Genomic DNA, 21,285 nt, shown 5'->3' on the forward strand with positions numbered 1-21,285 from the left:
AAAATGGCCAAACAGGACATTCAGGCACCGGAACAGGAAGAAACAATTTTCACCATTCCGGTCAGCCGCTTGATCCTGTGGCTGTCCCTTGCGGCCGGGGCGATGGTGCTGATCGTGGCGATCTGGGCTGTCACCCATAACCGCTATGTGGTGACTGTTGATGTGCGCTCAATGGATGCGCCGCGCGACTGTTGGGAAGACATCGACGGCGGCCTCCTCAGCCGCGAGCGTGAGGCCAAACGCTCCCGCGCTCCGCGGCGCAGCTACCTGGGCTACTGCGGCGCTGTGCTGACCACACATGGCGCCTTTGCCCTGCCCGAGACCTTCCCGCGCCCCTGGCTGGGTCAGACCCGCGCTGACATCTACAACCGCCTGCACCGTGGCTGCCGCTATGACCTGGTGGTGACCGCTGACAAACGTCCCAGCCGCCGCGACGCCGGAAAATCCCGCCGCAATCGCCCGCAAATCCGCCGCATCATGTTCAGCTACCCCTGTTGAGGGTGAGGCCTCGTTGGCCACACCTCACGCAGCCAACCAGCTGAGCGCCTCTTCGATATTGCGGGCCCGGTTGGTGATCAGCGGTTTGCCTGCATGGATGTATTTGGTGGCAGCCATCATCACGCCCAGATCCTCACCCGCGATATAGCCTCTTAGCAGCTGATTGATCGGGGCCCGACGGTCGCGGTAGCGCGCATTGGAAAAATAGCCGTGCACCACGCCTGCTAGGATCCTTGCCTGCACAGTGGCGTTGCCTTCAACGCCCTCAACCTCAAACAGGCCGGCATAGATCGTGTGACCCTGCCTGTGGGTGACCACCTTGTTCTTCAGGGCGCCAAAATACAGCAGCGCTTGGCGGATGTTCACCTCCAGCGACATGGGGGTGTCCCAGGCGGGCGCCTCGGCGCCGTTCCAATAAGTCAGGTTGCTGGGCAGGGGGAACGGGCCGTATTCGCCTTCGGAATGCACATAGGTTGGATCCACATGGCCGCCCTTCAGCCCGGCCTCACAGTTGATCAGCACCCAGAGGTCGGTTTCTGTGACGTCCAATGCGGCGCCACTGTAGCGTAGGTCCAGCGCTGCATTGGTCGCTGCGATCTCCGCCTGTAGCTTGCCCCGGTTTAATTCCAGAAAAGCTCGTTTGCTGAGGCCCTCAAATTCCAGCATCGCCGTCTCCAATCCTCTGGCTTAAATCAGCCTTGCGCCACGTCTTTGGGGCAAGGTCATCATTTTCAAATGAGGAGAGGGTGCCAAGGCCACAGCGCGAAAGCAAGCCACGCGATATCAGCTCAGCGCCAGAACGCCAGCCATTCCAGGAAATCGTCAAACTTCTTACCGAGGTACAGCAATGTCTCGCCCCCGGTCATAAAAAGATCGCCACCAATGAAGGCGACGATCACGATGCCAAGTCCAATGGCAATCTGGTTGGTCATGAAACTGATCCGTGATGAATGGCCCTTAGGCCAATTCATGCCCGCGAACGGCCTCAGGATCAACCTCAGCTTTTTGCAGCTTTCCCATGGCCACCGCCACATCCGCCATCCGACAGGAGAAACCCCACTCATTGTCATACCAGGCCAGAACCCGCACCAGACGGCCACCGGTGACTTTGGTCTGGTCAGGTGCAAAGATCGAGCTTTCTTCGGTGTGGTTGAAGTCGATCGAAACCTTCTGTTCTGTGTCAAAGCCTAGGATGCCCTGCAGCGGGCCATTTGCGGCGGCTTCGGCCACGATGGCGTTGACCTCAGCCACGGTCACGTCACGGTCTGCAATGAAGGTCAGATCCACGGCCGAGACATTCGGCGTCGGTACACGTACAGCGGAGCCGTCCAGCTTGCCTTTCAGCGCCGGCAGAACCTCACCCAGGGCTTTGGCCGCACCGGTGGAGGTGGGGATCATCGACATGGCGGCCGCACGGGCACGGTAGAGGTCCTTGTGACGGCGGTCCAGCGTCGGCTGATCGCCGGTGTAGCTGTGGATGGTGGTCATGATGCCCGACTCGATGCCGATCTTTTCATGCAGCACCTTGGCCAGCGGCGCCAGACAGTTGGTGGTGCAGGACCCGTTGGAGATCATCACGTCGCCCGCGACCAGCTCATCATTGTTCACACCCATGACGATGGTCTTCTGGACGTTTTTGGCCGGGGCCGAGATCAGAACAGCGCCGGCGCCCTGTTCGATGTGCTTCTTGGCCTTTTCACCGTCGTTGAACTGACCGGTGCATTCCAGCACAACGTCAACGCCGCTCCAGTCCAGCTCATCCATGTTGTAGGTCGACATGACCTCAAACTTGCCACGACCCAGATCCATCCAGTTTTTGCCGTTCTCATCGGTGCCGGTGGTCACGTCGCCAGGGAAGCGGCCATGGACCGAGTCATAGCGCACCAGATGCGCCGCGGTTTCCAGCGGGCCGGTGGCGTTGATCTTGACCACTTTGATATCTTCACGTGCGCTTTCAGCGATATGCATCAAGGTGCAGCGACCGATGCGGCCAAATCCGTTGATACCGACGGTGATGGTCATGGCAGTGTGACTCCTGTCTCGGGTTTGCTTGGGGCTGCTATAGGCGGGGTTTGCACCTGCGGAAAGATAAAAAACACAGGTTTTGCAGCATGTTGGCGCAAACATAGGGTGGTTGCGCTAACGATGGCGCAACCATGGTCTTTCCGTCATAGGACCAATGGACTAAGTTGGCGCTAACGTATTGCAGCCCCCCTGAGGGGACTATTTCCAAGAGGTGAATTCATGAGCGGTCTTCTGGCATTGATGGATGATGTGGCAGCGATTGCCAAAGTGGCGGCCACCAGTCTGGATGATGTCGCCGCCGCGGCTGCCAAGGCGGGATCCAAAACCGCCGGTGTGATCATCGATGATGCCGCTGTGACGCCGAAATACGTGCAGGGGTTTGCGCCCGCGCGCGAATTGCCGATCATCTGGAAGATTGCCCGCGGATCCTTCTTCAACAAGCTGGTGATCCTGTTGCCGCTGGCGCTCCTGTTGTCGAACTTCGCGCCCTGGCTGGTGACGCCGCTCTTGATGCTGGGCGGCAGCTACCTCTGTTTTGAAGGCGCTGAGAAAGTCTTCCACGTGCTCTTCCCGCATGGCGACAAACATATTGAGGCCGATATGTCGGTCAAAGATCCCGGTCATCTGGAAGAAGAAAAGGTCAAAGGCGCGATCAAGACCGACTTCATCCTCTCGGCCGAGATCATGACCATCTCGCTCGCCGCCATCGAGGTCTCCAACATCTATATGGAGGCCGCCACGCTGGCCCTTGTAGGCATCATGATCACCATCGCGGTTTATGGCTCGGTAGCGTTGATCGTAAAAATGGATGACGTCGGGCTGCACCTGGCCCAGAACGCCAGCTTTGGTGCGACCAAAAGCTTCGGCCGTGGTCTGGTCAAATTCATGCCGGTCCTGATGAAGCTCTTGTCGATCATCGGCACCGCCGCGATGCTCTGGGTGGGCGGGTCGATCATGATCCACGGGCTTTATGAGTTGGGCATGCCGCATCCCTACAAAGACATTCACAACATCGCCGTCTCGGTCGCCTCAGGCGTCTCGGAAAACCTGCACGGGTTTGTGGAATGGGCGGTCACCGCCTTTGCAGATGGCGTGCTGGGGCTGATCTGGGGGCTGTTGCTGATCCCGCTGGCCACCCGCGTGATGGGCCCGTTGATCGGCGCCTTTTCCGGCAAGAAACCCGCAGCGCATTGAGGGCGGAGTTATGAGTATTTGGGAAACATTGAAAGGCGCTTTCATCGTTCCCTAAATACTCCGGGGGAATTGGCCATGAGGCCAAGGGGGCAGCGCCCCTATATTTCCAACCCTCTCATGAAAAAAGGCCACGCAATCGCGTGGCCTTTTCTGCTTCTGGTGATGCAGGGGGTTAGCCCAGCAGCGCCTTGACCTTCTCGGCCACGGCTTCGGCCGTGATGCCGAATTTTTCGTAAAGCACATTGGCCGGGGCGGAGGCGCCGAAGCCTTCCATGCCGACAAAGGCGGCTTTGGCTTCGCGGCCGCGGTTGCCCAGCAGGTATTTGTCCCAGCCGCCGTCGCGCACGCCGGCTTCCACACCAACACGCACCGGACCTGCGGGCAGGACACGTTTGCGGTAGGCCTCGTCCTGGGCGTCAAACAGTTCCATACAGGGCATGGAAACCACACGGGTGCCGATGCCTTCGGCCTGCAGCCGCTCACGCGCGGCCATGGCGATGGAAACCTCGGAACCGGTGGCGATCAGGATCGCCTGACGTTTGCCTTCGCTGTCGGCCAGCACGTAGCCGCCCTGCGAGGTCAGGTTCTTGGTGGTGTGTTTGGTCCGCACGGTCGGCACGCCCTGACGTGTCAGCGACAGAACCGATGGGGTCTGCTTCGCGGTCAGCGCGATTTCCCAGCTTTCAGCGGTCTCAATGGTGTCGGCGGGACGGAACACATAGGTGTTCGGGGTCGCGCGCGAAATAGCGACATGTTCCACCGGCTGGTGGGTCGGGCCATCTTCGCCCAGACCGATCGAGTCATGGGTCATGACAAAGACCGACGGGATCTGCATCAGGGCCGCCAGACGCATCGCAGGGCGGGCGTAGTCGGTGAAGGCCATGAAGGTGCCGCCGTAGGGGCGGATGCCCCCGTGCAGCGCCATACCGTTCATCGCAGCCGCCATACCGTGTTCCCGGATGCCCCAGTAGACATAACGCCCTTTGCGGTTGTCGGTGTCAAAGATGCCCATGTCGCCGGTTTTGGTGTTGTTTGACCCGGTCAGGTCAGCCGAGCCGCCGACGGTGTCGGACATGATCGGGTTCACAACTTCCAGAACCTTTTCAGACGAGGCGCGTGTTGCCAGTTTGGGCTGCTCTTCGCTCATCTGCTTTTTCAGAGCGCGGATGGTCGGGGCCAGGCGCTTGGGCGCGTCACGGTCGAAGATGCGGGCGAATTCCGCCTGCTTGCGCTCCGAGATGGAGCCCAGACGCTCTTCCCACTCGGCGCGATCTGCCGCGCCGCGCGATCCGATGGCTTCCCAGGCCGATTTGATGTCGGCAGGGATTTCGAACGGGCCGTAGGTCCAGCCATAGGCCTCTTTGGTGTCGGCGATCAGCTTCTCATCGGTCAGCGCGCCGTGGCCCTTGGAGGTGTCCTGCGCCGAAGAACCCAGTGCGATATGGGTTTTGCAGGCAATCATCGACGGTTTGCCGGCCTTCTTCGCGGCGGTGATCGCTGCGTCGATGGCTTCGGGATCGTGGCCGTCGATTTCCTGAACGTGCCAGTTGGCCGATTTGAAACGCTGCACCTGATCGATGCGGCAGGACAGGTCCACGGTGCCGTCGATGGTGATGTTGTTGTTGTCCCAGAAGACGATCAGCTTGCTCAGCTCATGACGGCCGGCCAGACCCAGGGCTTCCTGGCTGATGCCTTCCATCAGGCAGCCGTCGCCGGCAATCACATAGGTGTGGTGATCGACGATCTTCTTGCCGTACTGACCGCGCAGGATTTCTTCGGCCATGGCGAACCCAACGGCGTTGGCGATGCCCTGACCCAGCGGGCCGGTGGTGGTCTCAATGCCTTCGGCGTGACCATATTCCGGGTGGCCTGCGGTCTTGGCGCCCCACTGGCGGAAGTTTTTGATTTCTTCCAGCGTCATGTCCTTGTAGCCGGTCAGATGTAGCAGCGAGTAGAGCAGCATCGAGCCATGGCCTGCCGACAGGATGAACCGGTCACGGTCAGGCCAGTTCGGGGCCGAGGCGTCGAACTTCAGGTGCTTTTCGAACAGCACGGTTGCCACGTCGGCCATGCCCATCGGCATGCCGGAGTGACCGGAGTTTGCAGCGCGGATCGCATCCAGGGTAAGGGTGCGGATGGCCGCGGCCTTGGACCAGTGATCCGGGTGGGCAGAACGCAGAGCAGAAATATCCACGGGTGGCTTCCTTTGATCGGGGCTTCGTTAGCGCTGCTCATACCAGCCCTTGCGTTAATATCAAGCGCTGCAATGGGCCAAAAACCGCTTGGGGGGCGCATTTTCCCCCTCTATTCGGTATTCTGAGGCAGAACAGGCGCCATTTTGATTCGTCGAGCGGATGAAACGAGCGCCCTGACAAAAGAAGAGGCATAAGGCGCATGAGCGAAATCAGCGAATTGGAACGCCGCATCACCGCCGCATTGGACCGGATTGCCCGGGATGTGGACGTCTTGGCAGCGCGTCCTGCAGTGGCGGAGTACACGGCAGAGAGCGACAGTGACGAGGGTGCGGATCAGGCACCGGCGGGTGCAGTTGAGGGGGCGGCAGAGGCCACGGCAACGGCAGAGGAACTGGCGGCCCTGAAACAGCAGCTGGAAGATGAGAAACTGGCCAATCAGCAGCTGGAAGAGCGGCTGAAAAGCCTGCGTCTGAAGCTGGACAAGAAAGACGCCGAGGCCGAGCTGGCGATGAGCGATCTGAAATCCTCCATGGCGGAACTGGACGGCGCGCTGCAGGCGCTGCGGCAGTCTTCGGCAGAGCTGCGCGGCAGCAGTGAGGCCCTGCGCCAGGGGGCGGCCGCTGGCGTTAGCGATCCGGAGGCGATCAATGCGGCCATGGCGGCGGAACTGGCCGCGCTGCAGGCGGAACGTCAGGCTGAGGCGGCCGAGGGCGGTGCAATCCTCACCGCGATGGAGCCGCTGCTGACCCGCGCCGAAGAGAAGGAACAAGCCTGATGCCTGAAGTAGAAATTCACATCGGTGGTCGTGCTTTTGAAGTCTCCTGCCAGGAGGGTGAGGAGCATTTCCTGCAGTCCGCAGCCAAGATGCTGGACAATGAAGCCAGCGTGTTGTCGCAACAAATCTGCCGTCTGCCAGAGGCGCGGATGCTTCTGATGGCGGGTCTGATGCTGGCGGACAAAACAGCCGGGGTTGAGGACAAGCTGGCCGAGGTCGAAGCCAAGCTGGCGGAAAAAGAAGCCGAACTGGCCGCGCTGAAAGAGGCCCCAGCGCCCGAGCCTGAGCGTATCGAGGTGCCGGTGATCCCGCAGATTGTCAATGACACGCTGGCCGAACTGGCCGCCCGCGCCGAAGCGCTGGCCGGTGACATCGAAGATAAGGTGAAGGCCGAGGCCTAAGAACTTGTTGTTTAAATGAAAAGGCGCTCCATCAGGGGCGCCTTTTTTGTTTGCTGGATGCTGTTAAACCTGCTGCTGCAGGCTATCCCAAATGTGCCGGCCAACAGGGCCAAGCGGATACCGCGCGCGTTTGGCAAGGCAGACCGGCAATGAGATCTGCCCCAATGTGGGCAGCGCCACCAAGGTGCCGTCGGACAGTTCTGCATCGACCATGTGTTTGGGCAGGCGTCCCCAGCCAAGGCCGGCACAGATCAGATCCCGCTTGGCGCCAAGTTCGGTCACAAACCATTTCTGCGATTGTTCAAGCAGCCCGGCGTCTGGCGATTGCTCATCGGGGGATTTGACCACAATCTGCGGCAGGGACAGCAACATGTCCCGGGTGACCTCCGCTGCGGGCACGGTCACCTGATCGGATTTGATCACCAGCGGCATCTCCATCGTTTCAAGCTGCAGGTAGTCCAGCGCACCATGGCGGCTGGCCACCACACAAATGGCCAGATCCACCGTATCGGCCAGCAACAGACGCTCCCCCGCGCCGACCTCAAATTCCAGATGGATGGTTGTTGACGGGAAGGTGTGGCGTAAATCGTTCAACAGCGATGACAGCTGATCGGGCGGAAAGACACTGCTGACGGCCAGTTTCAGCTCACCTTCAACCTCCCCCTTCAGGTCCTGAACATAGGCTTCAAACTCTTGCGCGTGATCCAGCAGCCTGCGGATGCGGGTGAGCAGCAGCTTACCCTCCGCCGTGAGTTTGGGCCGGTATTCGGAGCGGTCAAATATCTGGATCTGATAGAAGTCTTCGACCTGTTTCACCGCGTAGGATACTGCAGGGCGGGCTTTGTTCAGTTTCTCACTGGCAAGTTGAAAACTCCCAAGGTCGCAGACCGTGCTGACAACATGGAGGTGGTTGAGGTTTGTCATGGTCAGAAAATATGACGTAGTTGGTCAAAAAGCTATGCTTTTTTTGTTACCAATAGGGCGGATATTCCCTGTTCATCCCTCTCAAATTATCAGGAGTTAGAGATGAAAATTGTTGTCATTGGCGGAACCGGGCTTGTTGGACAGGAAATTGTGAAACAGCTGCAGACCGCACATGAGGTCATCGCGGTCAGTCGGAACAGCGCGGATCTACAGGTCGATATCGAAGATAAGGCCTCGATCCAGGCGTTGTTTGATAAGATCGGCCCGGTTGATGCCATTATCAGCGCCGCAGGCGACGGTGTGATGGGCCCCTTTGATGCGGAAGATGACGCCGCCTATGAGCGGTCGCTCAACAGTAAGATCATGGGGCAGGTCAATCTGACCCGGATCGGGCAGAAGCACCTGACGCCAAATGGGTCGATCACGCTGACCTCCGGCGCAGCTGCGCAACACCCGATGCCGCACACCGCGGCGATCTCCATGGGGGCGGCGGCCGTTGATGCCTTTGCCGCCACGGTTGCGCTGGAACTGCAGGACGGCAAGCGGATCAACACCATCAGCCTGTCGCTGGTCAAAGAGGCGGCCGAGGCCTATGGCATGGACAGCACGGGCTGTGTGCCGGTGGCCAACGTGGCGCAGACCTATGTGAAAAGCGCGCTGGAACCGCTGACCGGACAAAAACTGCCCGTCGCCGCCTAAACCCGGCTTGTGTTTGGGGCTGCCGGTATCGGTGGCCCCTAATATGCTCGCGCAGCGCTAGGGTTGTCAGCGGGCAATCACGCCTTGGGATCGGCCTGGGCAGCGTCCAATTTGGCCTGTTTCTGATGCGCGCGGTGCAGGTGCCAGAGGCGCAGGCCGAGGAGCACCGCAACAGCGACCGCAGCGTTGAAGCCGATGCCGTCGCGCACCAGCGGCCAGAGGTAGGCGACCTGATCCATCGCGCCAGCGCCCATGCCGACATAGATGGCCACCCATGCGGCCTCCCCGGCGATGCTGCCAAGGGTGAAGGCGATCCAGCCCATTTTGGCCGCCCCGGCGGTGAAATTCACATAAGGCCCCAGCGGGCTGACCAGCCAGCGGCTGAAAAACACCGCCCAGATGCCGCGTTGCCGGGTGAACTCGGTGGCTTTTCTCAGCGCATAGGCCTGTTTGCCGCCCTTGGCCTCCATTCGTTCCACATGGCCCGTGCCCAGACGCCCAATGTGAAAGCCCAGCTGATCACCCAGAATGGCCCCGACCAGCGCCCCCAGCGCCACATGCCAGAGCGTCAGATCGCCCGCCATGGCAAAGCCGCCCGCCGCGATCATCATCACGGAGGCGGGGATCGGCATGGCCAGGCAGGACAGCAGTGTCACCAGCAGCAGCAGATAGGCGCCGTAATCCGGCAGGATGGTGAGCAGCGTCTCGGTCATTGCCCGCGAGGCTCGCGGCGGGGTGGGCGGTGTTCGGCCAGGAATGCCTCAAGGTCGGCGATCAGATCCTCAACCGGGCGGCCCTGCAGCGCGGCCAGTTCCTCAAGGCTGAGTTTCCAGCGGATCTTCTCCGCGCCGATGGCATCGCTGATCAGCGCGGGGCGCACCAGATAGCTGCGAGCCACAAAGCGCACCGTCATCCAAGGCTCAATCGGGGCGGCCTCTGCCGGGCGATCGCGCCAATCGCGGCCGCGGTCATTGACCTGAACGCCAAAAAAAATGGCAGCCGCAATTGCGGCCACCATCATGATTACAGTGGGTTTGTGATGAACCCAAAGACGGTGCAGCGCGGCGAGTGGTTTTGCCATCTATACCTCCTGCACCTTTGGGCCCTGTGCGGGACGCCGATCAGGCGTTTGCTTCGCGGATCTTGTCGGCGGCGTCTTTCGAGTAGACCACCTCATTGGTGTCAAACAGCGCGTCCAGTTCCCCCGACAGGGTCATTTCGGTCACGATATCGCAGCCGCCGATAAACTCACCCTTCACATAAAGCTGCGGGATGGTCGGCCAGTCCGAGTAATCCTTGATGCCCTGGCGGATCTCATCATCGGCCAGCACGTTCACATCGGTGTAATCCACACCCATGTAGTTCAGCACGCCCGCCACACGGCTGGAGAAGCCACATTGCGGCATGTCCTTGGTGCCCTTCATGAAAAGCACCACGGTGTTGGCTTTGACGGTTTCGTCGATGCGGGTGTTTGCGTCAGTCATCTTCTGTGTCCTCTCGGCGTTTAAGCCGTTCTTTGTTCGTCCGGGTATAGGGTAACAGCTTCAACCAGACGGCTGCGCCAAACAGGGCGAGAGCTGCGACCGCTAAAATCCAATCCATCCGGCGGGGTTATTCCGGTGCTTTGGTGGTCAGGGCCAAGGCGTGCAATTCGCCGTTGGGGCCATCCATCTTGCCCTTCAGCGCGGCATAGACAGCGCGCTGCTGCTGCACACGGTTTTTGCCGCGAAAGCTCTCATCCACGATCATTGCGGACATATGTTTGCCATCGGTGCCTTCTACAACGATCTGAGCGGCGCCTGGAAACGCCTCGCGCAGCATGTCTTCCAGTTCCTGTGCGTATACGGCCATCGGGCCCTCCGGGTGTTCTTTGGTCTTGAGGGAAATCTAGGGCGCAGCGGGGCCGGGTGCAAGCGTTCCCCCCGGGGCTTGCGTCAAAAAGAGACAGAGACGGGGCATCTTTTGCGGGTCCCGTCGTTCTAGGGCACCCAGATCACAAATAGGCCGCCAGGGATTGCAGGTAGCGGGGCACATCGGCCAGGGCTTCCTGTACCTCGGGCTCTTCGAAATCGTGAACCGAGGTATCTTCGGCCGGGCACATCGCCAACATCAAGGCGCGGCCTTCGTCTTGGGCGGCGGCGGGTAGCGGCAGTTTGGCCGCCTCCTGCAGCAGCAACAGCGCCTCATGGATGGGCCGGATCACCCGCAGCGCATGGGCCATGTGCCAGATCAGATCGGGATCATCCCGCCAGGTTTCGCCTGCAAAAAGCTCCTGCGTGATGCGCTGACCAGCCCCGGCACAGGAATAGGCGATGCAGCCGCCAAATCCTTTGACCTTCAGGTCTTTGTGGATGGTGCAGCGGAAATCGCAACCCAGATTGGGGCAGGGGCTGTCTGCCTCTTTCAGAAGGCCGAAATCCTCATCCGCATCAAATGGATAAGCCACGCAGCATAGTGCTGCGCAGCTTTCACAGTTTTCAGTGAGCACCGGCAAATTGGGGTGCTCGATCGCCATGGGATCAGCCAACCGCCGCTTCGAAGCTGGAGCGGAACTGTTCGGCCAGCTCAGCCAGAGGGGCTTCCGAGCCGCCCAGCTTCACCACATCGCCGGTGAACTTACCCACGGTTTCGATGTGCACACCGGCCTTGGCCGCTTCGCCCATCAGCCATTCGGCCTGATCGAAGTTACAGGCCAGGAGATAGCGGCCCTGATCTTCACCAAACAGCAGCGCCTGATCTGCCACATCGATCTGCACGCCAACCTCACCGGCCTCAGCCATTTCAAAGGCCGCCAGCGCCAGGCCACCGTCGGCCAGATCGCAACAGGCGCGGATGTATTCGGCATTGGCACGGATGAAATCACCGTTGCGCTTCTCAGCTGCCAGATCAACATGCGGGGCGTCGCCGTCTTCACGGTTGAACACCTCGGCCAGCAGGGCCGACTGCCCCAGGTGACCGGCGGTTTCGCCGACCAGCAGGGCCACATGGCCGTCACGTGCGGTGCCGATGATCGCCTGGTCCGGCGTTTCGATCAGGCCCACGGCGCAGATGGTCGGGGTCGGCAGGATCGCCTGACCGTCGGTTTCATTGTAAAGCGAGACGTTGCCCGAAACGATCGGCACATCCAGCGCTGCAACCGCTTCGCCGATGCCTTTGATCGCACCAACAAACTGGCCCATGATTTCGGGCTTTTCGGGGTTGCCGAAGTTCAGGTTGTCGGTGGTGGCCAGCGGGGTTGCGCCCACGGCGGTCAGGTTACGGTAGGTTTCCGCCACCGCCTGTTTGCCGCCTTCAACCGGGTTGGCGCGCACATAGCGCGGTGTCACGTCAGAGGTGAAGGCCAGCGACTTCTCAGTGCCATGCACCCGCACGATGCCAGCGCCCAGACCCGGGGCCTGCACGGTATCGGCCATCACCTGCGAGTCATACTGCTGGTAAACCCACTGTTTGGCGCCGTAGTTGGCCGAACCGATCAGCGCCTTCAGCCCGTCGATGGGATCCACTGCAGGCACATCGCCCAGCTCCGCGTCCACTTCGGTTTCCACCCAGGGGCGGTCATATTCCGGCGCGCGGCCCGACAGCGGTGACAGCGGTAGGTCGGCCTTCACGTCGCCGTTGTGCAGGATGAGGAAGCGATCCTCGGCAATGGTTTCGCCAACGATGGCGAAATCCAGGTCCCACTTTTCAAACACGGCGCGCGCTTCGGCTTCCAGCTCTGGTTTCAGAACCATCAGCATACGTTCCTGAGATTCCGACAGCATCATCTCATAGGCTGTCATGTTCTCTTCGCGCTGGGGTACATCTTCGAGATTCAGCTTGACGCCCAGCTTGCCTTTGTCACCCATTTCCACGGCTGAACAGGTCAGACCCGCCGCGCCCATATCCTGGATCGAGATCACCGCGCCGGTCTGCATCAGCTCCAGCGTGGCTTCCATCAGGCGCTTTTCGGTGAAGGGATCACCAACCTGAACGGTGGGACGCTTTTCCTCAATGGTGTCGTCAAATTCGGCCGAGGCCATGGTCGCCCCGCCGACACCGTCACGGCCGGTCTTGGCGCCAAGGTAGACCACCGGCATGCCCACGCCTGAGGCGGCGGAGTAGAAGATTTTATCGGCATCGGCCAGACCCGCGGCAAAGGCGTTGACCAGGCAGTTGCCATTATAGGCCGGGTGGAACCGTACTTCGCCGCCCACAGTCGGAACACCAAAACAGTTGCCGTAGCCGCCGATGCCTTCGACCACACCATGCACCAGCTGGCGGGTCTTGGGGTGGCTGGTTTCACCAAACGACAGCGAGTTCATCGCCGCAATGGGACGCGCGCCCATGGTGAAGACATCACGCAAAATGCCGCCAACACCGGTGGCGGCACCTTGATAGGGTTCGATGTAAGAGGGGTGGTTGTGGCTTTCCATCTTGAAGATGACAGCCTGACCGTCGCCAATATCCACAACACCGGCGTTTTCGCCCGGGCCACAGATCACCTGCGGGCCTTCGGTTGGCAGGGTGCGTAGCCATTTTTTCGACGATTTATAGGAACAATGTTCGTTCCACATGGCCGAGAAGATGCCCAGCTCGGTGAAGGTTGGCTCCCGCCCGATGATCTCAAGGATGCGCTCATACTCATCGGGCTTCAGCCCATGCGCTTCGATCAATTCGGGGGTCAGGCTCGGGTCTTGCATATCCGGTCACTCTCCAGCAGGCGCTATTTGCGCGCCTCTTTAAGGCACAGGGCGGATTTGGGGAAGGGGGCAAAGGTCTGGAAACGACGCTTCTTTGCCGCAGATGCGCAGTTTTTGCCTCCTGGCACCCCGGCAGCGCTTTCAATGTTCCCCAAATACTCCCGCCGGAGGCCCGCAACAGCCCCACCAGACACACCGATGAAGATGGGCTTGACCTGATTTGCGCCAATGGGGATTGGACAAAAAAAGAGGCCGAGCACTAAGCTCGGCCAAAGTCCAACAGGGAGGTATGAAAGTGACGAGAGTTTGATCGTCGTCACCGTCGAGTGCTGAAATAGGCATCAGAAATGAATCGTTCAAGCACCATAATGCCGCAGATGCATCATGGCTGTTATGCATCCAATGCATGGCTCAGCCAAAACCTAACTAACTGACTGATCTTTCATCTGTTTGCGGTAGGCGATGATCTCTTCCTGGACAAAGTCACGGAAGGCCGAGATGCGCTTGGAGTGCCGCAATTCCTCGGGGTAGGCCAGATATACTGGCACTTCGACCGATTGCACGTCCGGCAACACCCGCACCAGATTCGGGAAATCCTGGCTCAGATAGTTGGGCAGAACACCAATCCCCAGATGGTTGGCCACCGCCTGCAGCACCCCGAAGTAGTTGTTCACCATCAGGGTCGATTTCACATCATAGGTCATCAGATGGCCCACAAGGTTGGAACTGGCGCCGACCTGCGGGGAATTTGTGTTCTGACAGATCAGACGATGTTCACCGATATCTTCAATGGCGGCGGGCATGCCGTTCATCTCCAGATATTCTTTGGAGGCAAACAGCTGCATCCGCACGGCCATCAGTTTTTTACGGATCAGGTCGGCCTGGCTGGGCTCTTTCATCCGGATGGCAACATCCGCTTCGCGCATAGGCAGGTCCAGCACCCGCTCTTCCAGCATCAGCTCGATATTCAGATCGGGGTATTGTTCATAAAGCTTCGGCAGGCGCGGGGCCAGCCATAGGGTGCCGAGGCCAATGGTGGTGGTCACCCGCAGCTGGCCAAAGACCTCTTCCTCACTGTCGCGGATCCGCGCGGCGGCGGCATCCAGACGTTTGGCCATGGCGCGGGTGGCGTCAAACAGCAATTCCCCCTGTTCGGTGAGAATCAAACCACGTGCGTGACGGTGAAACAGGGTGGCGTTCAGGCTCTCTTCGAGGGCGCGCACCTGACGAGACACAGCCGATTGTGACAGGTGAAGTACATCACCGGCATGTGTGAGGCTGCCTGCGTCGGCAACCGCGTGAAAAATTCTAAGCTTGTCCCAATCCATTTCGACAATTTCCCGATGTGAAGCGCCCTGTTACACGAAACCATTGAAACATTAACCCGTTTTTCTGATTTTTCGACAAGAAATGATTAAGGTCACCGCGGTAGCTTATGATGTGTGACCTAAGAATGTGCCCCGCCTATGTAGCTCTGCTGTCTTGGCAGGCATCGGGGCAGGCACCGACTATGCCCCTTGCGCGGGTTTCCCGTTTCGACCGTTTAGATTGCCAGAGCTGAGAGTTTCCGTTGACGGACCTGCGTCAAAGCATCGGTGGCGCTAACGGCGTTTCTGCTACACTTTTGCCACCCCGCATTTTCCCGGTTTCTGTTGAAACTAGGGGGCAGGGGCTGTTAAACGGCCTTTCAAACACGCAGGAACTATCAAGGCGGCTCTCCTCCATGGCCTCGAAAAGACATATCGCTCGTGACATCTCCTACTCCTATGCGGGGCGCACCAAAGGTGGCCGCGCGCTGATCCGGACGCTGGAAAACATGACCGGGCGGATCCGCATGATCAAACGCGCCTCAGGCTATGAGCGCGACGTGGAAAACGGTGCGGACTTCTGGCAGGTGATGGTGGAACGCTACGGTCTGTCGCTGGATGTGATCGGCGGGTCGCTGGAAAACATCCCGGCGGAGGGGCCGCTGATCCTGATCGCCAACCACCCCTACGGCATCCTGGATGGCCTGATGATGGGCCATATCCTGTCAGAACGCCGTGACCGGGATTTCCGTATTCTGGCCCACCGGGTGTTCCGCAAATCTGAGGATCTGAACAAGGTTGTTCTGCCGATTTCCTTTGATGAGGATCGCGCGGCGGTCAAACTGAACCTGCAGACCCGCAAAGAGGCCGAGCAATACCTGAAAGCCGGCGGCGCTGTTGGCATCTTCCCGGGCGGCACGGTCAGCACCTCGGCGCGGCCCTTCTCAAACCCGATGGATCCGCATTGGCGCAACTTCACCGCCCGGATGATCGCCAAATCCGGCGCCACCGTTGTGCCGGTCTTCTTCGATGGCAATACCTCGCGCCTGTTCCAGATCGCCAGCCACATGCATTACACGCTGCGGATGGGCCTGTTGATCAAGGAATTTGCCAAGCGCGTCGACACCCCGGTGAAGGTTGTTGTGGGTGAGCCGATCAAGGCAGAAGAAATCCGCGCACGGGCCGGTGACAGCAAAGAGCTGATGGATTTCCTGCGCAAATCCACCTACGATCTGTCGCCAAGACCGATTGAAACCCGAGAATACGGGTTCGAATTTGAGGATAAGCATAAGGCCGAGTTTCTGGCCCGTCAGAAGGCGTTCAAAGAAACTCGACAATCTCGCTAACAGCGGGGACCACGCGGCCCCGACCAAGAGAGGCAGGCACATAGATGGCAGTTGGCATTTTCGATTCAGGGCTTGGTGGTTTGACGGTTCTGGATGCCGTCAGCAAACGCCTGCCCGACGTTCCTTTCGTCTATTACGGTGACAACGCCCATGCGCCCTATGGCGTGCGCGATGCCGATGATGTTTATGGCCTGACCACCAAAGCGGTGGAACGGATGTGGGCCGAGGGCTGCGATCTGGTGATCCTGGCCTGTAACACCGCCTCCGCTGCCGCCTTGCGCCGCATGCAAGAGGGCTGGATCCCGGAAAACAAACGGGTTCTGGGGGTCTTTGTGCCGCTGATTGAGGCGCTGACCGAACGTAAATGGGGGGACAATTCGCCCCCGCGTGAGGTAGAGGTGCAGCACGTTGCGCTGTTTGCCACCCCTGCAACCGTTGCCAGCCGGGCCTTCCAACGTGAATTGGCCTTCCGCGCGATCGGCGTGGATGTGGAGGCGCAGGCCTGCGGTGGTGTTGTTGACGCCATTGAGGATGGTGACATGATCCTGGCCGACGCTTTGGTGCGCAGCCATGTGGATGCCTTGAGGCGCAAGATGCCCCATCCTGAGGCCGCGATCCTGGGCTGTACCCATTACCCGCTGATGCATGACATCTTTCAGGAGGCTTTGGGGGAGGGCGTCAAGGTCTACAGCCAGGCCAATCTGGTGGCCGAAAGCCTTGCAGACTATCTGGAGCGGCATCCGAAAATGGTGGGCGCCGGTGAGGACAGCAAATTCCTGACCTCCGGCAACCCGGTCACCGTGTCGACCCGCGCCACCCAGTTCCTGCGTCGGGAAATCAAATTCGACGCGGCATAATGCCGGTTGTTTGACCCGCATCAACATTCAAGGCAAAGCTTGTGCTAGCATAGCCGGGATAATCGGTCGCAGGCGCGTTCCCTTGTGCGGGGGCGCGCATTTGTTAAGTGAAGAGCCAGAGACAGACGCGCGCGAAGGAGCCAGCAAGATGAAGGGCCTGAAAAAGAAACGTCGGATACAGGTGATCGCGATTGCGGTTGTTGCACTGGCTCTGTCGACCGGTCTGATTGGCTATGCGATGCGCGATGGCATCAACTTCTTCCGCTCCCCGTCTGAGGTGCTGGCCAGCCCGCCAAGCGCCTCTGAAACCTTCCGCATCGGCGGCCTGGTCGAGGAGGGCTCGCTGGTGCGTGGTCAGGGGCAGGCGATCACCTTTAATGTCACCGATGGCAACGGTGTTGTGCCCGTCACCTACAGCGGCATCCTGCCGGATCTGTTTGAGGAAAACCAAGGCATGATCGGCACCGGGAAATACATCAACGGTATCTTTGAAGCCTCTGAAATTCTTGCCAAACATGATGAAACCTACATGCCCAAAGAGGTCATGGATGCCCTGAAGGAACAGGGTGTTTATGTTGATCCTGAGGCCTAACAGGCCCGTATCACAGGCCCGTATCGCGCGCCGCCTTTCAGCCTTGTTAACACATTGCCCCTAGGGTGAGGTCATTCTCATTTTCGGGGGGTGTCATGTTGGACGTCAGGCAAATCGCACGTGAAATTGTGGCCCGTGAAGGGGGCTATGTGAACGATCCCGATGACCCCGGTGGCATGACCAAACACGGGGTGACCCTGGGCACCCTGCGCCGGTTGGGCATCGATCTGGATGGCGATGGTGACGTTGATGGCAGCGACCTGCGCCGCATCACCAAGACCCGCGCCGTGGAGATTTACCTGCAACACTACTATCAGGCGCCGGGCATCGATCAGCTGCCGATGGTGCTGCAGCCCTCGGTGTTTGACATGTATGTCAACGCAGGCGGCAATGCGGTGAAGATCCTGCAACGGTTGCTTGCCCAGATGGGCCAGCAGGTCGGCGTTGACGGCGTGATCGGGCCGCAGACCATCGCCGCAACCAAGGCCGCCGCGCGGGTGGCACCGCAGCATCTGGCCGATGCCTATGGGATTGCGCGCCGCAATTACTATTTCCGGCTGGCCGATCGGCGCCCGGCCTCGCGCAAATACGCCCGCAGCCGCAAAGGTGGCAAAGGCGGCTGGATCAAGCGGGCCGAGGAATTCATCGATCCACGTTACCACCTGACCCAGGATGAATTTGACCGGAGGGTTGCGACATGGGGCTGATCCTACGGATGCTCGAGGGGCTGTTTGGCGGCGGCGCTGGCGAAATGCGCCGCACGGTTGAGGTGTTTCGTGAAAACGCGGAGAGCAGCGCGCAGCGCGGGCAGGCGATGCAACAGGCCGCCCTGCAGCAATTCGCGGCCGAGTTTGCCCGTGATCGCCGCGGGCTGTTTGATCGTCTGATTGACGGCTTGAACCGCCTGCCGCGGCCGGGATTGGCCCTGGGCACGCTGGCGCTGTTTGTGGCCGCCATGGTGGATCCGCAGTGGTTTGCGGCCCGGATGCAGGGCATTGCGCTGGTGCCGGAACCGCTCTGGTGGCTTTTGGGGGTGATTGTCAGCTTCTATTTCGGGGCACGTCATCAGGCGAAGGGGCAGGCATTTCAGCTGCGTCTGGGCCAGACCTTGGCGCAGCTGCCCCAAATGGCCGCGCAGCTGCCTCAGGCACCCAAGGCTGAGGAGTGGCCCGCCCCCGCCGACAATCCGGCGTTGGCGGCCTGGCAACAAGCGCGTCAGGATCAGGGCTGAGGCCCCGCGACAATGTGATCCTTTTCTATTGCCGATTGCGATTGGCCGGACCGCCGCTTGCGCCTATAACAAGGGCATGATTACAGAACTCGGTCACTTCGCCCTTATCCTGGCCTTCCTGGTCGCCATAGTGCAGTCTGTTGTCCCCCTTATCGGGGCCGCAAAGCGCTGGCCTGGATGGATGGCATTGGCAGAACCTGCAGCAAATGCGCAGTTTCTGCTTACCGCTTTTTCCTTTGCAGCGCTCACCTATGCCTTTGTGACGTCAGACTTTTCTGTCGAACTGGTGGTGCTGAACTCGCACTCGCTGAAACCGATGCTCTACAAGGTATCGGGCGTCTGGGGCAACCATGAGGGCTCGATGCTCCTTTGGGTGCTGATCCTGACGCTGTTTGGCGCCTGTGCCAGCTGGTTTGGCGGCAACCTGCCGCCAACGCTGCGCGCGCGGGTTTTGGCGGTGCAATCAGCGATTGCGGTCGCGTTCTTTGCCTTCATCATCTTCACCTCCAACCCGTTCCTGCGGTTGGCGATGCCACCGATGGATGGGCAGGACTTGAACCCGCTGTTGCAGGACCCCGGTTTGGCCTTCCACCCGCCGTTCCTGTATCTGGGCTACGTAGGTCTTTCGATGACCTTCTCCTTTGCGGTGGCCGCTCTGATTGAAGGTCGGGTCGATGCCGCATGGGGCCGCTGGGTGCGGCCCTGGACCTTGGCGGCCTGGCTGTTCCTGACCATCGGCATCGCGCTGGGGTCCTGGTGGGCCTATTACGAACTGGGCTGGGGCGGTTTCTGGTTCTGGGATCCGGTCGAAAACGCCTCCTTCATGCCATGGCTGATCGCAGCGGCGCTGCTGCATTCTGCTATCGTGGTGGAAAAACGTGAGGCGCTGAAAAGCTGGACGATCCTCCTGGCGATCATGGCCTTTGGCTTCTCGCTGATCGGGACGTTCATTGTGCGCTCGGGCGTGATCACCTCGGTACATGCTTTTGCCAATGATCCCGAACGCGGCGTGTTCATCCTGATGATCCTTGCGATCTTTATGGGCGGGGCGCTGACGCTTTATGCGGCGCGTGCCAGCGTGATGGAGGCCAAGGGCATCTTCTCCATGGTCAGCCGTGAAAGCGCGCTGGTGATGAACAATATCCTGCTGGCGGTCAGCTGTTTTGTGGTCTTCATCGGAACCATCTGGCCCTTGGTGGCGGAACTGGCGATGGGCCGCAAACTGTCGGTCGGTGCGCCATTTTTCAACATGGCCTTCACCCCCTTCATGGTGGTGCTGGCGCTGCTGTTGCCGCTGGGCGCCATCATGCCGTGGAAACGGGCACGGATCGCCCGCAGCTTCAAGCCGCTGATCCCGGCGCTGGTGCTGGCGCTTTCAGTGATGGGGCTGGCCTGGGCCATTCAAACTGAGCGGACACTGCTGGGCCCCATTGGTATGTTCCTGGGCACCTGGCTGGTGGCGGGCGCTGCGGTTGATCTGTGGTCGCGTACAGGCAAGGGCGGCTTTGCCCGCCTGAAACGTCTGCCCCGCGCGGATTGGGGCAAGGCGGTATCGCATGCCGGTGTTGGCATCGTCTTCCTTGGGGTTTCGGGGCTGATGGCCTGGGAACAGGAAGACATCCGTGTGGTTCAGATCGGCGAAAGATTTGAGATCGCTGGCTTCACCCTGTCATTGGACCGGGTGGAAGAGGTCGAAGGCGCCAATTACCTTTCGACCATGGGCTGGGTCACCATCCGCAAAGGCGACCGCGTCATATCGGTCGTGAACCCTGAAAAGCGGGTCTACCCGGTGGCGCGTATGCCCACCACTGAGGCCGGGATCGACAATGGGTTCCTGCGCGACGTCTATGTTGTGATTGGCGATGAACAGGCCGGCGGGGGCTACGCGGTGCGCAGCTACTATAAACCCCTGGCCAACTGGATCTGGGGCGGCTCCATCCTGATGGCCTTTGGCGGGTTGCTGAGCCTGTCTGACCGCCGTCACCGCGTTGCTGCCGGCGCACGCAAAACCAAAGCTGTCGGGGTGCCTGCAGAATGATGCGTTTCGTAAAACCCATGGCCGTGACGCTGGCCCTTGCGCTGAGCGTCACACCGGCTGTCGCGGTGCAACCGGATGAGATCCTGGCCGATCCAGTGTTGGAAGAACGGGCGCGCGATATCTCCAAGGATCTGCGCTGTCTGGTTTGCCGGAACGAAAACATCGACGATTCCAACGCCGAACTGGCGCGTGATCTGCGCCTACTGGTGCGCGAACGGCTGGTGGAGGGCGACAGCAACGGTGAGGTGATCGACTATGTGGTTGATCGCTATGGCGAATATGTGCTGTTGAACCCGACCAGCCGGGGCGCGAATTGGATCCTGTGGTGGGCCGGGCCGATCATGCTGGTGCTGGGGCTTGGCATCGGTTTCAGCTTCCTGCGGCGGCGCGAAAAGGCGCCTGAGCCAGTGGTCGCCGCCCTCTCAGATGAAGAAAAAGAGCGTCTCAAGCAAATTCTCGACGAATAACGCCGCGTTTGGGTTTTAACTGACCGTTGGGTCACCTAAGTTGCACTCGAGAAGAGG

24 protein-coding genes are annotated in these 21,285 nt (G+C 60.1%); 12 read left to right on the forward strand and 12 right to left on the reverse strand.

Annotation, left to right across the window (positions count from 1 at the left end; all coding sequences use genetic code 11):
- Positions 1–3: 3 nt before the first annotated feature.
- Positions 4–498, forward strand: coding sequence for a hypothetical protein (locus ACORLH_RS10025; protein WP_321832538.1), 495 nt, complete (start codon positions 4–6; stop codon positions 496–498).
- Between the two features lie 24 nt (positions 499–522).
- On the opposite strand, the gene ACORLH_RS10030 is transcribed toward ACORLH_RS10025, so the two are convergent.
- From ACORLH_RS10030 to gap, 3 genes are all read right to left on the reverse strand, one after another.
- A complete protein-coding gene (locus ACORLH_RS10030) occupies positions 523–1,164 on the reverse strand; it encodes a hypothetical protein (RefSeq protein ID WP_321832539.1) in 642 nt (213 codons plus the stop codon).
- A 122-nt stretch (positions 1,165–1,286) separates the two neighbouring features.
- Positions 1,287–1,430: a hypothetical protein gene (locus tag ACORLH_RS10035; RefSeq protein WP_321832540.1), complete on the reverse strand. Its 144-nt coding sequence runs from the start codon at positions 1,428–1,430 to the stop codon at positions 1,287–1,289.
- 25 nt (positions 1,431–1,455) lie between these two features.
- Positions 1,456–2,520, reverse strand: a complete 1,065-nt coding sequence (gene gap / locus ACORLH_RS10040; RefSeq protein ID WP_321832541.1) for a type I glyceraldehyde-3-phosphate dehydrogenase — start codon at positions 2,518–2,520, stop codon at positions 1,456–1,458.
- Between the two features lie 222 nt (positions 2,521–2,742).
- On the opposite strand from gap, the gene ACORLH_RS10045 reads away from it, so the two are divergent.
- Complete coding sequence (locus ACORLH_RS10045; RefSeq protein ID WP_321832542.1) at positions 2,743–3,717, forward strand: DUF808 domain-containing protein; 975 nt, start codon at positions 2,743–2,745, stop codon at positions 3,715–3,717.
- Between the two features lie 172 nt (positions 3,718–3,889).
- Here ACORLH_RS10045 and tkt read toward each other — a convergent pair whose 3' ends face one another.
- Positions 3,890–5,911, reverse strand: coding sequence for a transketolase (tkt, locus tag ACORLH_RS10050; RefSeq protein WP_321832543.1), 2,022 nt, complete (start codon positions 5,909–5,911; stop codon positions 3,890–3,892).
- 200 nt (positions 5,912–6,111) lie between these two features.
- On the opposite strand from tkt, the gene ACORLH_RS10055 reads away from it, so the two are divergent.
- Both ACORLH_RS10055 and ACORLH_RS10060 read left to right on the forward strand, forming a co-directional pair.
- Entirely contained in the window at positions 6,112–6,687 is a 576-nt protein-coding gene (locus ACORLH_RS10055; protein WP_321832544.1) for a hypothetical protein, read from the forward strand.
- Positions 6,687–7,088: a cell division protein ZapA gene (locus ACORLH_RS10060; RefSeq protein WP_321832545.1), complete on the forward strand. Its 402-nt coding sequence runs from the start codon at positions 6,687–6,689 to the stop codon at positions 7,086–7,088. Before ACORLH_RS10055 ends, ACORLH_RS10060 begins: the two co-directional genes overlap by 1 nt.
- Positions 7,089–7,151: 63 nt before the next feature.
- Here ACORLH_RS10060 and ACORLH_RS10065 read toward each other — a convergent pair whose 3' ends face one another.
- Entirely contained in the window at positions 7,152–8,012 is an 861-nt protein-coding gene (locus tag ACORLH_RS10065) for a LysR family transcriptional regulator (RefSeq protein WP_321832546.1), read from the reverse strand.
- Between the two features lie 102 nt (positions 8,013–8,114).
- Here ACORLH_RS10065 and ACORLH_RS10070 point away from each other — a divergent pair, with 102 nt between their 5' ends.
- Positions 8,115–8,711, forward strand: coding sequence for a short chain dehydrogenase (locus ACORLH_RS10070; protein WP_321832547.1), 597 nt, complete (start codon positions 8,115–8,117; stop codon positions 8,709–8,711).
- Between the two features lie 77 nt (positions 8,712–8,788).
- Here ACORLH_RS10070 and ACORLH_RS10075 read toward each other — a convergent pair whose 3' ends face one another.
- The 7 genes from ACORLH_RS10075 to ACORLH_RS10105 form a co-directional block, all read right to left on the reverse strand.
- Positions 8,789–9,424 carry a DedA family protein gene (locus tag ACORLH_RS10075; protein ID WP_321832548.1) on the reverse strand — a complete coding sequence of 212 codons (636 nt, stop codon included), beginning with the start codon at positions 9,422–9,424 and terminating at the stop codon, positions 8,789–8,791.
- A complete protein-coding gene (locus ACORLH_RS10080; protein ID WP_321832549.1) occupies positions 9,421–9,792 on the reverse strand; it encodes a hypothetical protein in 372 nt (123 codons plus the stop codon). Before ACORLH_RS10080 ends, ACORLH_RS10075 begins: the two co-directional genes overlap by 4 nt.
- A 40-nt stretch (positions 9,793–9,832) precedes the next feature.
- Complete coding sequence (grxD, locus tag ACORLH_RS10085) at positions 9,833–10,195, reverse strand: Grx4 family monothiol glutaredoxin (protein WP_058242075.1); 363 nt, start codon at positions 10,193–10,195, stop codon at positions 9,833–9,835.
- Positions 10,196–10,322: 127 nt separating this feature from the next.
- On the reverse strand, positions 10,323–10,562 hold the full coding sequence (locus ACORLH_RS10090) for a BolA/IbaG family iron-sulfur metabolism protein (RefSeq protein WP_058241916.1): 240 nt from the start codon (positions 10,560–10,562) through the stop codon (positions 10,323–10,325).
- 142 nt (positions 10,563–10,704) lie between these two features.
- Positions 10,705–11,157, reverse strand: a complete 453-nt coding sequence (locus ACORLH_RS10095; RefSeq protein WP_321832550.1) for a hypothetical protein — start codon at positions 11,155–11,157, stop codon at positions 10,705–10,707.
- A gap of 73 nt (positions 11,158–11,230) precedes the next feature.
- Entirely contained in the window at positions 11,231–13,390 is a 2,160-nt protein-coding gene (purL, locus tag ACORLH_RS10100) for a phosphoribosylformylglycinamidine synthase subunit PurL (protein ID WP_321832551.1), read from the reverse strand.
- 422 nt (positions 13,391–13,812) lie between these two features.
- Positions 13,813–14,718 carry a LysR family transcriptional regulator gene (locus ACORLH_RS10105; protein ID WP_321832552.1) on the reverse strand — a complete coding sequence of 302 codons (906 nt, stop codon included), beginning with the start codon at positions 14,716–14,718 and terminating at the stop codon, positions 13,813–13,815.
- 395 nt (positions 14,719–15,113) lie between these two features.
- Here ACORLH_RS10105 and ACORLH_RS10110 point away from each other — a divergent pair, with 395 nt between their 5' ends.
- The 7 genes from ACORLH_RS10110 to ACORLH_RS10140 all read left to right on the forward strand — a co-directional run bounded on the left by ACORLH_RS10110 (position 15,114) and on the right by ACORLH_RS10140 (position 21,228).
- Positions 15,114–16,043, forward strand: coding sequence for a lysophospholipid acyltransferase family protein (locus tag ACORLH_RS10110; RefSeq protein ID WP_058241919.1), 930 nt, complete (start codon positions 15,114–15,116; stop codon positions 16,041–16,043).
- Positions 16,044–16,087: 44 nt separating this feature from the next.
- Positions 16,088–16,900, forward strand: coding sequence for a glutamate racemase (murI, locus tag ACORLH_RS10115; protein WP_321832553.1), 813 nt, complete (start codon positions 16,088–16,090; stop codon positions 16,898–16,900).
- A gap of 148 nt (positions 16,901–17,048) precedes the next feature.
- Positions 17,049–17,492, forward strand: coding sequence for a cytochrome c maturation protein CcmE (gene ccmE, locus ACORLH_RS10120; RefSeq protein WP_321832554.1), 444 nt, complete (start codon positions 17,049–17,051; stop codon positions 17,490–17,492).
- 95 nt (positions 17,493–17,587) lie between these two features.
- Positions 17,588–18,199 carry a holin-associated N-acetylmuramidase gene (locus ACORLH_RS10125; RefSeq protein ID WP_321832555.1) on the forward strand — a complete coding sequence of 204 codons (612 nt, stop codon included), beginning with the start codon at positions 17,588–17,590 and terminating at the stop codon, positions 18,197–18,199.
- Complete coding sequence (locus ACORLH_RS10130; protein WP_321832556.1) at positions 18,190–18,723, forward strand: holin family protein; 534 nt, start codon at positions 18,190–18,192, stop codon at positions 18,721–18,723. The genes ACORLH_RS10125 and ACORLH_RS10130 overlap by 10 nt, the downstream gene beginning before the upstream one ends.
- Positions 18,724–18,799: 76 nt before the next feature.
- Entirely contained in the window at positions 18,800–20,761 is a 1,962-nt protein-coding gene (locus ACORLH_RS10135) for a heme lyase CcmF/NrfE family subunit (protein ID WP_321832557.1), read from the forward strand.
- On the forward strand, positions 20,758–21,228 hold the full coding sequence (locus ACORLH_RS10140; protein ID WP_321832558.1) for a cytochrome c-type biogenesis protein: 471 nt from the start codon (positions 20,758–20,760) through the stop codon (positions 21,226–21,228). The genes ACORLH_RS10135 and ACORLH_RS10140 overlap by 4 nt, the downstream gene beginning before the upstream one ends.
- Positions 21,229–21,285: the final 57 nt, after the last annotated feature.

This window comes from Thalassovita sp., assembly GCF_963691685.1.
In the GTDB taxonomy this organism is placed as follows: domain Bacteria; phylum Pseudomonadota; class Alphaproteobacteria; order Rhodobacterales; family Rhodobacteraceae; genus Thalassobius.